The organism is Kocuria cellulosilytica, assembly GCF_040981245.1.
GTDB lineage: Bacteria > Actinomycetota > Actinomycetes > Actinomycetales > Micrococcaceae > Kocuria > Kocuria cellulosilytica.
The window spans coordinates 183,803-200,533 of sequence record NZ_JAVFWZ010000001.1; the positions used below are offsets into that span (position 1 = coordinate 183,803).

Annotated in this window: 14 protein-coding genes and 2 tRNA genes; 4 read left to right on the forward strand and 12 right to left on the reverse strand. The window is 72.1% G+C overall.

Features of this window, described 5'->3' with window-relative positions; translation table 11 throughout:
- The first annotated feature begins 13 nt into the window (after positions 1–13).
- From RCG67_RS00820 to RCG67_RS00830, 3 genes are all read left to right on the forward strand, one after another.
- On the forward strand, positions 14–859 hold the full coding sequence (locus RCG67_RS00820) for an MSMEG_6728 family protein (protein WP_368824406.1): 846 nt from the start codon (positions 14–16) through the stop codon (positions 857–859).
- 86 nt (positions 860–945) lie between these two features.
- The gene (locus RCG67_RS00825; protein ID WP_058873304.1) at positions 946–1,947 is read left to right on the forward strand and encodes a zinc-binding dehydrogenase; all 1,002 of its coding nucleotides are present in this window, start codon (positions 946–948) and stop codon (positions 1,945–1,947) included.
- The gene (locus RCG67_RS00830; RefSeq protein ID WP_368824407.1) at positions 1,944–2,744 is read left to right on the forward strand and encodes a GntR family transcriptional regulator; all 801 of its coding nucleotides are present in this window, start codon (positions 1,944–1,946) and stop codon (positions 2,742–2,744) included. Before RCG67_RS00825 ends, RCG67_RS00830 begins: the two co-directional genes overlap by 4 nt.
- Before the next feature lie 500 nt (positions 2,745–3,244).
- Here the strand turns inward: RCG67_RS00830 and RCG67_RS00835 are convergent, their stop codons facing one another.
- The 4 genes from RCG67_RS00835 to RCG67_RS00850 form a co-directional block, all read right to left on the reverse strand.
- Positions 3,245–4,654 carry a sensor histidine kinase gene (locus tag RCG67_RS00835; protein WP_368824408.1) on the reverse strand — a complete coding sequence of 470 codons (1,410 nt, stop codon included), beginning with the start codon at positions 4,652–4,654 and terminating at the stop codon, positions 3,245–3,247.
- A gap of 35 nt (positions 4,655–4,689) precedes the next feature.
- Positions 4,690–5,382, reverse strand: coding sequence for a response regulator transcription factor (locus RCG67_RS00840; protein WP_368824409.1), 693 nt, complete (start codon positions 5,380–5,382; stop codon positions 4,690–4,692).
- 336 nt (positions 5,383–5,718) lie between these two features.
- Entirely contained in the window at positions 5,719–6,522 is an 804-nt protein-coding gene (locus RCG67_RS00845) for a rhomboid family intramembrane serine protease (RefSeq protein ID WP_368824410.1), read from the reverse strand.
- Between the two features lie 133 nt (positions 6,523–6,655).
- Positions 6,656–7,201, reverse strand: coding sequence for a peptidylprolyl isomerase (locus RCG67_RS00850; protein WP_058873299.1), 546 nt, complete (start codon positions 7,199–7,201; stop codon positions 6,656–6,658).
- A gap of 159 nt (positions 7,202–7,360) precedes the next feature.
- Between RCG67_RS00850 and RCG67_RS00855 the strand changes: the two genes are divergently transcribed.
- Complete coding sequence (locus tag RCG67_RS00855) at positions 7,361–8,233, forward strand: hypothetical protein (RefSeq protein WP_368824411.1); 873 nt, start codon at positions 7,361–7,363, stop codon at positions 8,231–8,233.
- A 76-nt stretch (positions 8,234–8,309) separates the two neighbouring features.
- Here RCG67_RS00855 and RCG67_RS00860 read toward each other — a convergent pair whose 3' ends face one another.
- From RCG67_RS00860 to RCG67_RS00895, 8 genes are all read right to left on the reverse strand, one after another.
- Positions 8,310–9,629, reverse strand: coding sequence for an Nramp family divalent metal transporter (locus RCG67_RS00860; RefSeq protein ID WP_368824412.1), 1,320 nt, complete (start codon positions 9,627–9,629; stop codon positions 8,310–8,312).
- 181 nt (positions 9,630–9,810) lie between these two features.
- Positions 9,811–9,886 (reverse strand) — tRNA-Ala (locus RCG67_RS00865).
- Between the two features lie 12 nt (positions 9,887–9,898).
- Positions 9,899–10,021, reverse strand: a complete 123-nt coding sequence (locus tag RCG67_RS00870; protein WP_368824413.1) for a hypothetical protein — start codon at positions 10,019–10,021, stop codon at positions 9,899–9,901.
- Positions 10,022–10,053: 32 nt separating this feature from the next.
- Positions 10,054–10,127, reverse strand: a tRNA-Ile gene (locus RCG67_RS00875).
- Positions 10,128–10,221: 94 nt separating this feature from the next.
- Complete coding sequence (locus RCG67_RS00880; protein WP_368824414.1) at positions 10,222–10,836, reverse strand: DUF3566 domain-containing protein; 615 nt, start codon at positions 10,834–10,836, stop codon at positions 10,222–10,224.
- Positions 10,833–13,526, reverse strand: a complete 2,694-nt coding sequence (gyrA, locus tag RCG67_RS00885) for a DNA gyrase subunit A (RefSeq protein WP_368824415.1) — start codon at positions 13,524–13,526, stop codon at positions 10,833–10,835. Before gyrA ends, RCG67_RS00880 begins: the two co-directional genes overlap by 4 nt.
- A 90-nt stretch (positions 13,527–13,616) precedes the next feature.
- Positions 13,617–15,704 (reverse strand): DNA topoisomerase (ATP-hydrolyzing) subunit B, encoded by a 2,088-nt coding sequence (gene gyrB / locus RCG67_RS00890; protein WP_368824416.1) that lies wholly within the window; start codon positions 15,702–15,704, stop codon positions 13,617–13,619.
- A gap of 350 nt (positions 15,705–16,054) precedes the next feature.
- The gene (locus RCG67_RS00895; protein WP_438612625.1) at positions 16,055–16,705 is read right to left on the reverse strand and encodes a DciA family protein; all 651 of its coding nucleotides are present in this window, start codon (positions 16,703–16,705) and stop codon (positions 16,055–16,057) included.
- Positions 16,706–16,731: the final 26 nt, after the last annotated feature.

The window sequence follows — 16,731 nt, forward strand, 5'->3', positions numbered from 1 at the left end:
GGACACTGGGGCGGTGCAGACGTTCCTCCCGTACCCGGACTTCGCCCGTTCCGCCCGCGTCCTCGACCGGAAGCGGCTCGGCAAGCAGCGGGTAGAGACCCTGCAGGTGCTCCGCGCGGCCACCGTGCCCGGCTACGGGTGGTACCGCCACCCGGCCACGGCGATGTGGGCGGGGCACGTTCCCGCCCTGGTCGCCTACGGCCGCGCGATGGTCGACGAGTGGACCGCACGCGGCGGAGCCGACAGCACGGGGTGGCAGATCCGCGAGTTCGCCCCCGAGGCCTGGGACCGCCGTGCCGGCGACGACGTGGCCCCGCCGCCCCCGTGGCTCGGCGACGAGGCGCTGCACCGCTCCCACCGGTCGAACCTGCTGCGCAAGGACGAGGAGTTCTACCGCGAGGTCTTCCCCGACGACCCCGCCGGGCTGGACTACGTGTGGCCCGTGCCCGCGGAGGGCCGCACTCCCCCCGCCGAACCGCCGCAGGGCCGGCGGGCGTGGGTCCTGGCCCCGGCGGCGCACGAGCCGGCGGGCGGCGCCGTCCTCGTGCCGTTCCGCGTCCCGGAGGGTGTGCGGGAGAGCCACTGGATGCAGGCGGTGGCCCGGGTGGAGCACGAGCTGCGGGAGGGCGAACCCGTGCTGCTGCTGCACGGGGCGCCCGGTCCCGAGCAGGTGGTGGAACGGACGGTGCTGAGCGAGAACGTCCACCACGCCGTCGCAGGATTCTCCCTCGAGCTCGAGCGCGGGGACCGGGTCCTGCGCCGGGAGCTGCCGGCCCCGGCCCGGCTGCAGTCCAACCGGCCCCTCTTCGCCGTCCCCGCCGGATCCGTCGGCGCGGACCCGGGCGCGCCCCGGGTTTAATCCCGCGTCACGCAGACCCCGCCCGCACCTCCGTGGGTAGCATGTCACCCACCGGCGCCCGGCGCGCCCGACACGAGGAGGCGCGCATGCGAGGGTCCCACGTCCCCGCGACGGGCACGATCACCGTCACCGACTGGCCCGATCCGCAGGCCCGGGAGCCCGGTCAGCTGGTGGTGCGCATGCTGCACGCCTCGATCTGCGGGTCCGACCTGCACGCGACCTTCCACGGGCTGCTCCACGCGGAGGGACCGCGCCGCCCCGGCTACCCCGGCCACGAGGGGGTCGGCGTGGTGGTCGCGTCCCGGTCGGAGCGGGTCCCGGAGGGCGCCCTGGTGCTGACGGTCCCCCAGGGCGAGATGGGCGGGTGCTTCGCGGAGCTCCAGCTGCTGGACGACCTGCACGTCGTCGAGCTGCCCGCCGGCACGGACCCGGCGGACTCCCGGCAGCTGCGGCGGCTCATGATGGCGCAGCAGTACGGCACCTGCCTCTACGCCATGCGCCAGTTCTGGCCCGTGGAGACGCCCGCGCGGCGTTCGCACACGTGCGTGGTGATGGGCGCGGGCTCCGCCGGGCTGTTCTTCGTGGAGGAGGCCCGGAGGCTGGGCTTCGAGCACGTCGTCGCCTCCGACCTGGACGCCGGGAGGCTCGAGGTCGCCCGGAGGCTGGGCGCGGTCCCCGTGCGGGTGCCGGAGCAGGACCTCGCCGCGGTCGTGGCCGAGGTGACCGGCGGCCGCGGGGCCGACCTCGTGATCGAGGCCGTGGGGCACGACGTGCTGCGCGACCAGGCGGTGGAGCTCGCGGCCGACCGGGGCATCGTCGGCTTCTTCGGCCTGCCGGAGCGGCACGGGCCCACCGAGGTCCCGCTGTGGACGGCGTTCCGCAAGAACCTGCGGCTGCAGTGCTCCGTGGCGGCGCAGGCCGAGCCCGGTCTGACGTCCTTCCGGGAGGCCCTCCGCCGGATCTCGGAGGGCGAGATCGACGTGGAGCACTGTCTCGGGCCCGAGTACCCGCTCGAACGGATCGCGGAGGCCATGCAGCGGGCCGAGGAGCACCGGCCCGGGGACATCAAGCTGACGATCACCCCGTGACCACCTCACCCCGCGCCGTCGCCCCGTCGCCGGACGAGGGCCGCCCCGGGGCGGCGCTGCCCGCGCTGCCCTCCGTCGCCGCCACGACCGGAAGCTCGCTCGCCGTGCAGGTGATGGCCGCGGTGCGCCGGGCGATCACCGCGGGGGAGATGGAGCCCGGGCGGCTGTACTCGGTGCAGCAGCTGGCCTCCGCCATGGACGTCTCCCGCAGCCCGGTGCGGGAGGGGCTGCTGCGGCTGGGCGAGGCCGGACTGATCCGGTTCCACCGCAACCGCGGCTTCGAGATCGTCGAGGTCAGCCCCACCGACGTCGCGGAGATCCTCGCGGTGCGCACGGCGCTCGAGGTCCCCGCCGCCCGGCGGGCCGCCCGTCTCGCGGGGCCCGAGGAGCTGGACCGCGTCCGGGCCCAGTGGCAGGCGATGCACGAGGCGGCCCGCACCGGGGACCTCGAGGCGACCGCCCGGGCCGACGAGGGGCTGCACCGGCTGCTGCTGCTGCTCGCCGGCAACGCCCAGGCCCTCGAGCTCGTCGAGCGGCTGCGCACCACCACGGCCTTCCTGGGCGTCGTGGCCGCCGCGTCGCGGCGGCCCGTCGACGAGCTCGCACGGGAGCACGACGCCCTGGTGCGGGCGGTGCTCGCCCGCGACGAGGAGGCGGCGGCGCACGCCATGCGCGAGCACCTCGCCTCGACCGCGCGACGGCTCGTCGCCCAGGCGCTGCTCGCCCGGCGCACGCCCGCGGAGCGCGTCGAGGAGCTCACCGCGCAGGTGTGGGACGCCGCCTCCGCGGGGTACTGAGACGAGGCGCCGGCCCACGGTGCCGGGACGCAAGGCCGGGCCACGGTGCTGGGCCGGGGGCCGGGGCTGCCGCCACGACGGGGCCGAACGGGGGTGCGACTCGCCGGCCTCGTCCAGGGGTGAGCGGGTCTGCGCCGACGGGCGGTCGGATGCCCCAGCCGGCCCGTCGGCGGGCTGGGGCATCCGGCACGGCTGCCCGGGGGTGCACCCGTGCCGGCCGAGCAGGAATGGGGGGCTCCTGCCGACCGCCGCCACAGTAGGAGTTCCTGGTGGCGCCACGACGAACGGCAGCTGAACACCGGGTGCCGCCGGCCTCGGCCTCGTCGTGCGGGCGGACGTCCCCCGGCGGCGCAGCCGTCGCCTCCGGTCCACCCTCCGGTCACCGGAGTGCCATCCGGACCGGGCACCCTGGGGGCACCGTCCCGGAGAGGACGGGGAACAGAGCAGCCAGAACGGGTGCGGCCGGGCGCTGGACGGCGGTGGCCGGCCCGCCCGGGCGCTCAGCCCCCGTCGTCCCCGCTCTCCCGCGGGAGGCGCACCTCGAAGCGGCAGTGCCCCCGCGGGTCCTCGCCCGCGCTGATCGTGCCCCCGTGGGCCGCGACGATCTCCCGGCTGATGGCCAGACCCAGCCCGGATCCGCCCGTGTCCCGCGCCCGGGAGTCGTCGAGCCGCACGAACCGCTCGAAGACCCGTTCCCGGTCCTCCGGGGCGATGGTGTCGCCGTCGTTGACCACGTCCACGACCGCCTCGTCCCCCTCCGCCCGCAGGGAGACCTCGATCCAGGTGTCCGCGTGCCGCTCCGCGTTGGAGAGCAGGTTGCGCACCACCTGCTGCAGCCGGCTGGCGTCCCCGCGCACCCGCACGGGGTCCACCTGCACGCGGACCTCGTGCCGCGAGGCCGGACGCATCCGGGCGAGCTCCTCCCGGACCACCTCGTCCAGGTCCGTGTCCGCGGTGCGCAGCCGCAGTCCGGCGTCGTCGATCTTGGCGAGGGTCAGGAGGTCCTCCACGAGCCGGCCCATCCGGCGGGACTGGGACCTGAGCACGGGGGCGACCTCCGGCCACGCCGCCCCGGACGGGTCGGAGGCGGCGACCTCGATCGTGGTGGTGAGGGTGGTCAGCGGGCTCCGGAGCTCGTGGGAGGCGTCCGCGACGAACCTGCGCTGGGCGCGGTCGGAGGCCTCCAGCCGGTCCAGCATTCCGTTCATGGTGGTGGCGAGCTCCGCGATCTCGTCCCGGGTGGGAGGCACGTCGACCCGCTCCCCCAGGCGGGCCGTCCCGATCCGCCGGACCTGCCCGGTGATGCGCCGCACCGGGGCGAGGGAGCGGCCGACGAGGAACCACATGAGCGCGGCCCCGAGCAGCGCCAGCGCCGGCCCTCCGACCAGCAGGAACAGGGACACCGTCCGGAGGGTGCCCTGCTGCAGCGCCATGGGCACCGCCACCGTCAGCGTCAGGGGCTCCCCGTTGATGTACATGCCGTGAGCGACATATACGAAGTCGTCGGTCCCGGGCACCGGACCCTCCCCGGTCGCCGCGGAGTCGGAGGACTCCCCCGGCTCCAGGACCGGCACGGACAGGTCCGTGCCCAGCGCGCTGGCGGGGGACGCCGCCACCACCTGCCCCTCCACATCCTGGAGCTGCACGATGACCCCGGGCCGGCCGAGCCGCAGCATCAGCTCGCCGAGGCCGGCCCGCGTGAACACGGCCGTCTCGCCTGCCGTGCCCCCGGCGCTGCGCGGTCCCCACGGCAGGCCCAGGTCCCGCAGGATCTCCGTCTGGCGGGCCACGGCCTGGTCGTGGGCGGCCCCCACCGCCGCGCGGCTGAGGACCTCGAGCAGCACGGCCCCGGCCACGGCCATCACGAGGAGGATGAGCAGCGCCGCGGCCGCCGTGCTGCGCTCCCGCACCCCCCACCGGTCGAGGGGACGCCTTCCGCGGAGGATCACGCCGCCGGCGCCCCGGGCTCGTCGGGGACCAGCCGGTAGCCCATGCCGCGGACCGTCTGCAGGGTCGAGAGGCCGAAGGGGGCGTCGATCTTCTTGCGCAGATAGCCCACGTACACCTCGACGATGTTCTCAGAGCCCTCGAAGCCGGCGTCCCAGGCGTTGTCCATGATCTGGTGCTTCGAGACGACCTGCTCCGCGTTCTGCATCAGGTACTGGAGGATGACGTACTCCTTCGCGGTCAGCTCGAGCGCCTGCCCGCGGCGGGTCACGGTCCGGCGGACGGGGTCGAGCAGGAGGGACCCGACCGTGAGCACCACCGGCCGCTCGGGCGCCCCGCGGCGGATGAGGGCGCGCAACCGGGCCACGAGCACGAGGAAGCTGAAGGGCTTGGTGAGGTAGTCGTCGGCGCCGAGGTCGAAGGCGTCGGTCTGGTCGTACTCGCCGTCCTTGGCCGTGAGCATCAGCACGGGGACCCAGTTCTCGGCGGCCCGCAGGTTCTCGAGCACGGCGTAGCCGTTCCGGCCCGGCAGCATCAGGTCCAGGACCACCACGTCGTAGGGGTTCTCCCGGGCCAGCCACTCCCCGGTGATCCCGTCGTGGGCGACGTCGACGACGAAGCCCTCGTTCGTGAGGCCGCGACGCAACGACTCCGCGAGGTCCGCCTCGTCCTCCACCAGCAGCACGCGCACGCGTCCTCCCGTTCTCGTCCGTGGGCGCGGAGGATCCCGCCCCGACCCAGTCTTCCGCACGCGGCCTGAGGATCGGTTGAGAAGACCGTTCCGGACGGGCCGCGCCGCGATCTTCTCCCCACCCGGTGCACAAAGTTGTCCACAGGTGTGGAGAACCGTGTGCACAGCTCGCTCTCCACAGCGTTATTAACAGCTGTGGAAGCCGCCGTGGCGCTGTCCACACCATTGGTCACAGGTGTGGAATTCCACCGGTGCAACTTGTCGACAGATGGGGACAACCCCTGTGGAGAACACCCTCCGTCCCCGGTGCCGGAGCGCGCACGGGCGGGGACGGGGTCAGCGGCGGCGGCCGCCGGCACCGCGCCGCCTGCGGGTGGCCGCCGTGTAGCCGAAGGCGACCAGCGCCCCGGTGAACAGCCCGCCCAGGTGCGCCTGCCAGGCGATGCCGGGGAAGAGGAACCCGAAGACGACGTTCACGCCGATCAGCACCGCGATGGGCGTGATGGACTGCCCCAGGTGGCGCTGCAGCACGAAGAGCGCGCCGAAGAGGCCGAAGACTCCGCCGGACGCGCCGACCACGAGGCTGAGCGGGTGCGAGAGCAGCAGGACGCCCACCGAGCCGCCCAGCACGGAGAGCAGGAACAGCAGCAGGAACCGGCCGCGGCCCAGCGCCGGCTCGAGCATCCGCCCGAACAGGTAGAGCATGTACATGTTCAGGAGCAGGTGCAGCGGGCTCGACATCGAGTGCAGGAACCCGCTCGTGAGCATCCGCCACGGCTCGGAGGTCGTGGTGACGGGGGCGTAGGCGAACAGCTGCAGCAGGCTCACGCCCACCGCCTGCACGAGCCACTGCAGCGCGTAGACCACCGCGTTGACGCCGATGAGCCACCAGGTGACGAGCATCGAGGAGCCCCGGGCGGCCCGGCCGCCCAGGCTCGTGCGCACGGCCGGGCGCGAGCGCCCGGCCTCCTGCACGCAGTCGACGCAGTGGACGCCCACCGCGGCCGTGCGCTGGCACTCCGGGCACGTCGGGCGGCCGCAGCGCTGGCACGTGACGTACGCCGGCCGGTCGGGATGACGCGGGCACACCGGGGTCTCGCCCCCGGTGGACGCGCCGTACTGCGGTCGCTCGCCGCTCACTGGAACTCCTCCTGGGCCGGTCCGGGCCCGGGTCGCTGGACGGGAACGGCGCAGGCCCGCCCGGATCGCTCCGGACGGGCCTGCGCCGCTGGTCCCCGTCCCGGCGGCGCCGGGACGGGGACGTCGCTCGGATCTAGAGCTGCTCGACGTCGATCGAGGTGATCACGCAGTCCTCGACCGGACGGTCCATGGCACCGGTGCGGACGTCGTTGAGCTCGTCGACGACCTTCCGGGACGCGTCGTCGGCCACCTCGCCGAAGATGGTGTGCTTGCCCTGCAGCCAGGTGGTGGGGGCGGTGGTGATGAAGAACTGGGACCCGTTGGTGCCCTTGCCGTTGCGCTTGCCGGCGTTGGCCATCGCCAGGATGTAGGGCTCGTTGAAGTTGAGCTCGGGGTGGATCTCATCGTCGAACTCGTAGCCCGGTCCGCCGATGCCCTGGCCCAGGGGGTCCCCGCCCTGGATCATGAAGTCGCGGATGATGCGGTGGAAGACCACGTCCTGGTACAGGGGCCCGGTCTGCTTCTCGCCGGTGCGCGGGTCGCTCCACTCCTGGGTGCCGTCCGAGAGGCCGATGAAGTTCTTGACGGTCTTCGGGGCGTGGTTGCCGAACAGGTTCACGACGATGTCGCCGTGGTTCGTGTGGATGGTCGCCTTGGCGGTGGGAATGGCAGAAGTCATGGGCTCATTCTTGCACGGTGCCCGGAGGCCGTCCCCGGCGGGGTCGCAGGGTTCAGCGCACAGTGAAAAGGCCCGGGATTGCGCGGCGCACCCTCCTGCCGGAACGGCTCTGCCCGTATGCTGACAACGGATTGTCACGACCCGAGGAGGGATGGATTCATGAGCTTCAAGAAGTCCAAGAGCGAGAAGAAGGCCGTCGCGGCGCAGAAGGCCGCGGAGAGCAAGGTCCTGGACGCCGGCAAGTGGGCGTCCAAGGAGATCGGTGACCTCGCGCCCCGGCTCCAGCACGGTGTCGAGGCGGGCGCCGCGGCCCTCGCCGGCGGCGTCGCGACCGCCGGCCCGAAGGTCCAGGAGGGGCTTGGCCGCGCCCACGAGCTCTCCGGCTCCGCGAAGCTGAAGGCCGCCGCGGTGACCGCCCCGGTCGCGGCGAAGGCCGCGAAGACCGCGGGCCCCGTGGCCGCGAAGGCCGCCGACCGGGCCTCCGAGAGCCGCACCGCGATGCAGGCGAAGTACGCCGGTGCCGCCGCCCTGCTCGCCGGCAAGTTCGCCGACGCGGACACCCCGGAGCAGCTCGAGGCCATCGTCGCGAAGCTCACGGGTGACAAGAAGGCCGTGGCCAACGCGAAGAAGGCCGCCGCGAAGGTCGCCAAGGACTACGCCAAGCAGCAGAAGAAGGCCGAGAAGTCCCACAAGGGCCTGCTGCTGCTGGGCCTGCTCGCCGCCGGCGGTGTGGCCGGCGTGGCCGCCTGGAAGGCGTCGCGCCCCGTCGAGGACCCCTGGAAGACCCCCGCGGCCACGTCCCCGCGCGTGACCGCGTCCCCGGTGGCCCAGCAGTCCACCGTGGCCGCCGGCACCGGCGTGCAGGTCGACGACGCCAAGGACGCGACCACCCCGGCCGGCCAGTCCGGCGGTGTCTCGGAGGCGGCCTCCGAGGTCAAGGACAATGCCAAGACCGTCGGTGACGACGCCAAGACCACGATCCACGAGGTCAAGGAGCAGATCCAGGGCAAGAAGGACGAGAACGAGGCCTGAGCCCCGCCCGTTCGACCGGAGGCCCCCGCTCCCCTTCCGGGAGCGGGGGCCTCTGTCCGTCCGCGGGGCCCGATGCTCAGCCCTGGAACCAGACGATGACGTCCTGGAGCGTGTCCCACGCCTGGTAGAGGCCGAGCACGGTGAACAGCACCACGCACACCGCGAGCATCACGTTCGTGAAGACCCCGTTGCGCCAGCGCTCGGGCGTGCGCCGGGTGTTGAGCAGCCAGATCAGGGTCAGGGCCAGGAACGGCATGAACAGGGCGCCCAGCACGCCGTAGAGCAGGATCAGGAACACCGGCCGGCCCAGCAAGAACAGGAGCATGGGCGGGAAGGTCAGCCACAGCAGGTAGAAGCGGAAGTACTTGCCGCCGGTCACGGTGTCCGGGTGCCCGCTGTGCTTGCCGCGGATGTTGCCCCAGAAGTCGGCGAACATGAGGGAGACGCCGGACCACACGCCGACCAGCGAGGAGAAGGACGCCGCCCAGAAGCCCACGAGGAACGCGGTGCCGATGACGTCGCCGTAGCGGTCCTTGAGGATCTCGCCGAGCTCGAGCAGGCCCTCGTCCCCGGCGCTGATCGCGTAGCCCGCGGAGTACAGCACCTCGACGCCCACGATGAGCATCGCGACCACGAAGATCCCGGTCACCGTGTAGGCGGCCGCGTTGTCCAGCTGCATCACCCGCATCCAGCGCGGCCGGTACCAGCCCTTCTCCCGCAGCCAGTAGCCGTAGGCGGCCAGGGTGATGGTGCCGCCGATCCCGCCGGCCAGCGCCAGGGTGTAGACCAGCCCGCCCTCCGGGATGACCGGCACGAAGCCGGTGATCATGTCGGGGATGTTCGGGACCGCGATGACCGCCAGCCCCACGACCACGACGAACATGATGCCGACCATGAGCGCGGCGAGCCGCTCCACGAGGGCGTAGCGGCCGAACCAGACCATGAAGAAGCCGAGCAGGCCCATGAACACGGCCCACGCCCACAGGGGCAGGACCGGGAACAGCGCCGCGAGCGGCAGCGCGGCCGAGGACATGGCGGTGGCTCCGTAGACGAACCCCCAGATGATGATGTACGGCCCGAAGTAGACGGTGGTCCACCGGCCCAGGGAGCGCCAGCCCTCGAAGATGGTGCGCCCGGTGGCCAGGGAGTACCGCCCGGCCCCCTCGACGAGGATGATCTTCAGGACCGTGCCGAGCACGACCGCCCAGAGCAGGCCGTAGCCGAACCGGGAGCCGGCGGTGAGCGTGGCCACGAGGTCCGCGGCGCCCACACCGGTGGCCGCGACCACCAGGCCCGGCCCCACGACCTTCCAGCCGTTGACCTTCTCGAGCGGTTCGCCGGGGTCGATGCCCGGCAGGGGGGTGAGCGCCTTGTCGGCGAAGTCGTCTCGGGGCATGGCTTCTCCTGGGTTCCGGGCGGCTCTCCTGGCAGCAGCCGGGGAGCCTGCCGGGAGGACGGTCGGGGACGCGCCCAGTCTGCCACGAGATCTGCGCTCCGACGTGCGGTGACCCCGGGGCGGCGACCCCACCGGGAACGAGAAGATCCCGACCGAGCGTCTGCTCGATCGGGATCCGATGTGGTGGAGGCGAGGGGACTCGAACCCCTAACCCTCTGCTTGCAAAGCAGATGCGCTACCAGTTGCGCCACGCCCCCGCGGTGTGCGGGCTACTCCACCTCGTCGGTGGCGTCCGCCCAGGCGGACCTGTCGGCGTCGGCCTCCCGCAGCTTGGTGAGCACCGCGACCGATGCCCCGACCAGGGCGAGCGCCACAGCCACTTTCCTGTTCACGCCTGCCTCCTGACCTGCGGAAAGGGAAACCGTGGGCGTACCAGGAATTGAACCTGGGACCTCTTCGTTATCAGCGAAGCGCTCTAACCGTCTGAGCTATACGCCCTTTCCGGCCCTTGCGGACCGAGAAGAAACGATACCGGAGTTGCCGACCCGTGCCAAATCACGGCGACCGGGCCGGCCTCCGCGGACCGTGCCGGTCAGTCGTCCGTGAGCGTGAGCCCGATGCCGCCCACGAGGGCCGCCGCGATGTTGTACAGCAGTGCGGCGAGCACCGAGAGCGCGGTCAGCAGGATGACGTTGACCACGGAGACGATCGTCGCGAAGATCGCGATCTGCCCCAGGGACAGGAAGTCCTTGATGTTCAGGGCCCCGCCCGCGCCGCCCAGCATCCCGAGCAGCTCGTTGATCCCGTCGAACAGGCCGGTGAGGTCCAGCACGATCCACAGCACGACCGCGGCGACCACGGTGATGATCCCCAGCGCGACCGAGAGCAGGAACGCGAGCTTGAGCACCGACCAGGTGTCCACCTTCGAGACCACGAGCCGCGCCCGGCGCACGCGCGGGCGCGGGGCCGGGCGGACCAGGCCCTTCGCCGGGCTCGCGGGCCGCGTGCTCCTGGCCGCACCGGAGCCGGGCTTGGCCGCACCCGGCTTGGCGGACCCCGAGCCGGACGTCGCCGGCTTCGGCGCGGTCCGGGCGCTCGTCGAGGGCTTCGCCGTCCCGGACGGCGCCCCGGTCCCCGTCCGGGGCGCGGACGCGAGGGGGGCGCGTCCGGACTTGCCGGCGGCGTTGGAGCCGGAACTCGAGCTCATGCGTTACCTCCGTTGTTGTTCGGGTCCAACGCTACTTCATCGTCCGCCGTGTCCCCGGAACCGGGGACGGACCCGTGCTCGTCGTCCGCGCCGTCGTCCAGGACGTCGGCCGTCTCCATCGTCTCGTCGAGCTGGACGTCGACCTCGGCCACGGCCTCGGCGTCGACCTCCTCGGCGATCTCCCGCTCCGCGTTGTGGGCCACCCCGGTGATCGCGTCGCCCTGCGCGGGCTTGGCGAAGATCACGCCCATCGTGTCGCGGCCCTTGGCCGGGACCTCGGAGGCGCCGGTGCGCACGACCTTCCCGGACTCCATCACCACGAGGACCTCGTCCTCCTCGCCCACGATGATCCCGCCGACCAGCCGGCCGCGCTGCTCCGCGAGCTTCGCCACCTTGATGCCGAGGCCGCCGCGGCCCTGCACCCGGTACTCCTCCACCTTGGTGCGCTTGGCGTAGCCGCCCTCGGTGACCACGAAGACGTAGGCGTCGTCGGTGACCACGTTGGCGGAGAGCAGCTCGTCGCCGTCGCGGAACTTCATCCCGGTCACGCCGGAGGTCGCCCGCCCCATGGGCCGCAGCACCTCGTCGCTCGCGGTGAAGCGCAGGGACATGCCGTTGCGCGAGACCAGGAGCAGGTCGTCCTCCGCGGAGGCGAGCTGGGCCGAGACCAGCTCGTCGTCGTCGCGCAGGTTGATCGCGATCACCCCGGCCGTGCGGTTGGTGTCGTAGTCCATCAGCCGGGACTTCTTGACGAGGCCCTTGCGGGTGGCGAGCACCAGGTACGGGGCGTCGCTGTACGAGCGCAGCTCCATGACCTGCGCGATCCGCTCGCCCGGCTGGAAGGCCATCAGGTTCGCCACGTGCTGGCCCTTGGAGTCCCGGCCCGCCTCGAGGAGCTCGTACGCCTTGGTGCGGTAGACCCGGCCCAGGTTCGTGAAGAACAGGATCCAGTTGTGCGTGGTGGTGACGAAGAAGTGCTCGACGACGTCGTCCCCGCGCAGCTGCGCGCCCCGGACGCCCTTGCCGCCCCGCCGCTGGGAGCGGTACTGGTCGGAGCGGGTGCGCTTGACGTATCCGCCGCGGGTGATGGTCACGACCATCTCCTCCTCGGGGATCAGGTCCTCCATCGACATGTCGCCGTCGTAGCCGTACTGGATCTCGGACCGGCGGTCGTCGCCGAAGCGGCTGACGATCTCCTCGAGCTCGGAGGAGATGATGCCGCGCTGGCGCTCCTCCGAGGCGATGATCCCGGTGTACTCGGCGATGAGCCGCTCGAGCTCCGCGTGCCGGTCCTGGATCTTCTGCCGCTCGAGGGCCGCGAGCCGGCGCAGCTGCATGTTGAGGATGGCCTGCGCCTGGTCCTCGTCGATCTGCAGGAGCTCCATGAGCCCGGTGCGGGCGTCGTCGGCCGTCGGGGAGCGGCGGATGAGCGCGATGACCTCGTCGAGGGCGTCGAGCGCCTTGAGCAGGCCCCGCAGGATGTGGGCCTCGGCCTCGGCCTGCCGCAGCCGGTACCGGGTGCGGCGGACGATGACGTCCATCTGGTGGGTGACCCAGTGCCGGATGAACGCGTCGAGGCTCAGGGTGCGGGGCACCCCGTCCACGAGGGCGAGCATGTTGGCGGAGAAGTTGTCCTGCAGCTGCGTGTGCTTGTAGAGGTTGTTGAGCACCACCTTGGCCACGGCGTCGCGCTTGAGCACGATCACCAGCCGCTGGCCGGTGCGCCCGGAGGTCTCGTCCCGGATGTCGGCGATGCCGGTGATCCGGCCGTCCTTCACGAGGTCCGCGATCTTCATCGCGAGGTTGTCCGGGTTCGCCTGGTAGGGCAGCTCGGTGACCACCAGGCAGGTGCGGTTGTGGATCTCCTCGACGCTGACCACGGCGCGCATGGCGATCGAGCCCCGCCCCGTGCGGTAGGCGTCCTCGATGCCCTTGTGCCCGAGGATCTGCGCGCCGGTCGGGAAGTCCGGGCCCTTGATCCGCTGCAGGAGCTCCTCGAGCAGCTCCTCGTTGGAGACCTCCGGGTGCTGGAGGTACCACTGCACGCCGTCCGCGACCTCGCGCAGGTTGTGCGGCGGGATGTTGGTGGCCATGCCCACGGCGATCCCGGAGGAGCCGTTGACCAGCAGGTTCGGGAACCGGGACGGCAGCACCGACGGCTCCTGGTTCTTGCCGTCGTAGTTGTCCTGGAAGTCGACGGTCTCCTCGTGGATGTCCCGGACCATCTCCATGGCGATGGGCGCCATCTTGGTCTCGGTGTACCGGGGCGCCGCCGCGCCGTCGTTGCCCGGGGAGCCGAAGTTGCCCTGGCCCAGGGCGAGCGGGTAGCGCATCACCCAGCCCTGGATCAGCCGTACGAGGGCGTCGTAGATCGCGGAGTCGCCGTGCGGGTGGTACTGGCCCATGACCTCGCCCACCACGCGGGCGCACTTGTTGAAGGAGCGGTCCGGGCGGTAGCCGCCGTCGTACATCGCGTAGAGCACGCGGCGGTGCACCGGCTTGAGCCCGTCGCGGACGTCCGGCAGGGCGCGCCCCACGATGACGGCCATGGCGTAGTCGAGGTAGGACCGCTGCATCTCGGTCTGCAGGTCCACCTGCTCCACGCGGTCGGTCAGCACGGGGGTGTGCTCGAGGTCGCCGGCGAGGCCGGCGTCCTCGGGGGTCCGGTCGTCCTGGGTCTCGTCACTCATGCGGTCTTTCCGTTCTGTCTGCTGGTCCTCGGTGTCCTGCGCAGGCCCCGCCCCCGGCCACTGCATGCCGGGCGAGACATATGTCGCGGATCAGATGTCGAGGAACCGGATGTCCTTGGCGTTCTGCTGGATGAACTCGCGGCGGGACTCGACGTCCTCGCCCATGAGCACGGAGAAGATCTGGTCCGCGGCGGCCGCGTCCTCCATGGTCACCTGCAGCAGGGTGCGGTGGTCGGGGTCCATCGTGGTGTCCCACAGCTCGGTGTAGTCCATCTCGCCGAGGCCCTTGTAGCGCTGGATCCCGTTCTCCTTGGGGATGCGCTGGTTGTTGGCGAGCCCGCGCGCCAGCGCCTCGTCCCGCTCGGCGTCCGTGTAGACGTAGTCGTGCGGGGCGTTGGACCACTTGATCCGGTACAGCGGCGGCTGGGCCAGGTAGACGAAGCCGTGCTCGATGAGCGGGCGCATGAACCGGAACAGCAGCGTCAGCAGCAGCGTGGTGATGTGCTGGCCGTCCACGTCGGCGTCGGCCATCAGCACGATCTTGTGGTAGCGGGCCTTCTCGATGTCGAAGTCGTCGCCGATGCCCGCGCCGAAGGCGGTGATCATCGACTGGACCTCGGCGTTGGACAGCGCCCGGTCCAGCCGCGCGCGCTCCACGTTGAGGATCTTCCCGCGCAGGGGCAGGATCGCCTGGTGGGCGGGGTCGCGCCCCTGCACCGCCGAGCCGCCCGCGGAGTCCCCCTCCACGATGTAGATCTCGGACAGGGACGGGTCCTTGGACGAGCAGTCCTTGAGCTTGCCCGGCATCCCGCCCGACTCGAGCAGGCCCTTGCGCCGGGTGGTCTCGCGCGCCTTGCGGGCCGCGAGCCGGGCCTGCGAGGCGTTGATGGCCTTGCGGATGATCTCCCGCGCGGCGGCCGGGTTGCGCTCGAGCCAGTCGCCGAACCGGTTGTTCACCTCGCGCTGGACGAAGGTCTTCGCCTCGGAGTTGCCGAGCTTGGTCTTCGTCTGGCCCTCGAACTGGGGCTCGGCCAGCTTGATCGAGATGACGGCCGTGAGGCCCTCGCGGACGTCGTCGCCCGTGAGGTTCTCGTCCTTGTCCCGGAGCAGCCTGTTCTCCCGGGCGTAGCGGTTCACGAGGGAGGTCATGGCCGAGCGGAAGCCCTCCTCGTGGGTGCCGCCCTCGTGGGTGTTGATCGTGTTCGCGTAGGTGTGCACCGACTCGGTGTAGGCCGTGGTCCACTGCATGGCGAGCTCGAGGGACATCTTGCGCTCCGTGTCCTCGGACTCGAGCGCGATGACGTCGTCGTGGACGAGGTCGGCCTTCTTGGACGTGTTCAGGAACGTCACGTAGTCGAGCAGGCCGTGGTCGTACTTGTAGACGACCCGGCGGTGCCCGGAGCCGTCCTGGTCCTCGTGGTTGAGCCGGGCCACGTCGGTGCCGCCGTCGCGGCCCTCGACCGGCTCCGCGTCCGCGTGGACGGCGGTGCGGTCCGAGGCGGAGCCGGCGATCTCCTCGCCGGACTCCTCCGGGGCCCGCTCGTCCGTCAGGGTGATGCGCAGGCCCTTGTTGAGGAACGCCATCTGCTGGAAGCGGGCCCGCAGCGTCTCGAAGTCGAAGTCGACGGTCTCGAAGATGTCGGGGTCCGGGTAGAACACCTGGGTGGTGCCGGTCTCCGTGGTCTCCTCGCCCCGGACCAGCTCGCCCTGGGGCATGCCGCCGTCGGCGAAGACCATCCGCCAGACGTGGCCCTGGCGCCGGACCTCCGTCTCGACGCGCCGGGACAGCGCGTTGACCACGGAGATGCCCACGCCGTGCAGACCGCCGGAGACGGCGTAGCCGCCGCCGCCGAACTTCCCGCCCGCGTGCAGGATCGTCATGACGACCTCGACGGTGGGCCGGCCCTCGGTCGGGTGGATGTCCACGGGGATGCCGCGGCCGTTGTCCACGACCCGGACGCCGCCGTCGGCCTGGAGGGTGATCTCGATGTGGTCGCAGTAGCCGGCCAGAGCCTCGTCGACCGAGTTGTCGACCACTTCGTACACGAGGTGGTGCAGCCCCCGCGGGCCGGTCGAGCCGATGTACATGCCGGGACGCTTGCGGACGGCCTCGAGACCTTCCAGGACGGTGATGTCACCGGCACCGTACTCGCGCTTCTGCGGATCCTCTGTTGCCACGGGTTCCTGGCTCCTCCTGTTGGGCACACCGGTCCCGCTCCGGACAGCACAAGAGAACGCCGATGAGACGTTCGACGGCTCATCGGCTCGTGCAGGATCGGAACGGTTCGACGTCCCGGGGTGCCCGCGCCGCGGGCGGGGTTCTCGCGATCGGCCGTGGGGGCCCGGTCCGTCGATTGCTGTCTGGTCTCGATTCTATCGGAAAACCGTGGCCCCGGGGTGCTCCCAGACCCCTCTGAACGGCCTGGAAAGGGCCTCAGGACCACTTTTTCCGTGCTCCGCGACCCCCGGGACGCTCCCGGGGGGCCGCAGCGCGCCACGAGGCCGCTCAGCGGTCCCGGCCGTCCCGGTCAGCCGTAGGTGTCCCGGGGACCGCGGCCCTGCACCGAACGGCGGCCGCGCTTCCAGCTCGGGGCCGCGGGGCCGAGGATCTCGATCCGCGTGACGATGCCCTCCCCCAGGTGCTCGTCGAACATGCGCAGCAGCTGCGGCACCATGAGCCGCAGGTTCGCGGCGTAGGCGGTCGAGTCGCAGCGCACGCGCACCACGGTCTCGTCGAAGCTCTCCGGCCGGCAGTGCCCGGCGATGCCCGGGCCCACGAGCTCGTCCCAGCGGGCGAGCACCGAGCCCACGGCGACCGGCGCCTTCCAGCCGCGCCCGGACACGAGGCCGTCCAGCACCGCGCCGACGCCCCGGGGGTCGCGAGCGGAGCGTCCCGCCCCGGAGTACCCGCCGAGCGCCCGCGGGTCCACGTCGTTGCCCCGTCGGCCGAGGCGCTCGGCGGCGGACGCGGTGGCCGACTCCATCGCGGCACCGAAGCCCTTGAGGTTGCGCCGCGCGGCCGCGCCGTGGAGCCGCCCGTCCCCGCGGGCCTCCGCGGCGCGGCGCATCCGGGTGAGCAGCGCCGCGGGGGCGTCGATCTCGTCCTCGATCCGCACGACGTTCGCCTCGGGCACGTTCCGCCCGGGCACGCTCCGCCCGGGCACGTTGCGTCCGGGCACGTCGGTTCCGGGGGCGGGCGGACCGG

Coding starts and splice junctions, on each gene's coding strand:
- RCG67_RS00825 (WP_058873304.1), top strand. CDS start 946: ATGCGAGGGTCCCACGTCCCCGCGACGGGCACGATCACCGTCACCGAC.
- RCG67_RS00850 (WP_058873299.1), bottom strand. CDS start 7,201: ATGACTTCTGCCATTCCCACCGCCAAGGCGACCATCCACACGAACCAC.
- RCG67_RS00855 (WP_368824411.1), top strand. CDS start 7,361: ATGAGCTTCAAGAAGTCCAAGAGCGAGAAGAAGGCCGTCGCGGCGCAG.
- RCG67_RS00860 (WP_368824412.1), bottom strand. CDS start 9,629: ATGCCCCGAGACGACTTCGCCGACAAGGCGCTCACCCCCCTGCCGGGC.
- RCG67_RS00880 (WP_368824414.1), bottom strand. CDS start 10,836: ATGAGCTCGAGTTCCGGCTCCAACGCCGCCGGCAAGTCCGGACGCGCC.
- gyrA (WP_368824415.1), bottom strand. CDS start 13,526: ATGAGTGACGAGACCCAGGACGACCGGACCCCCGAGGACGCCGGCCTC.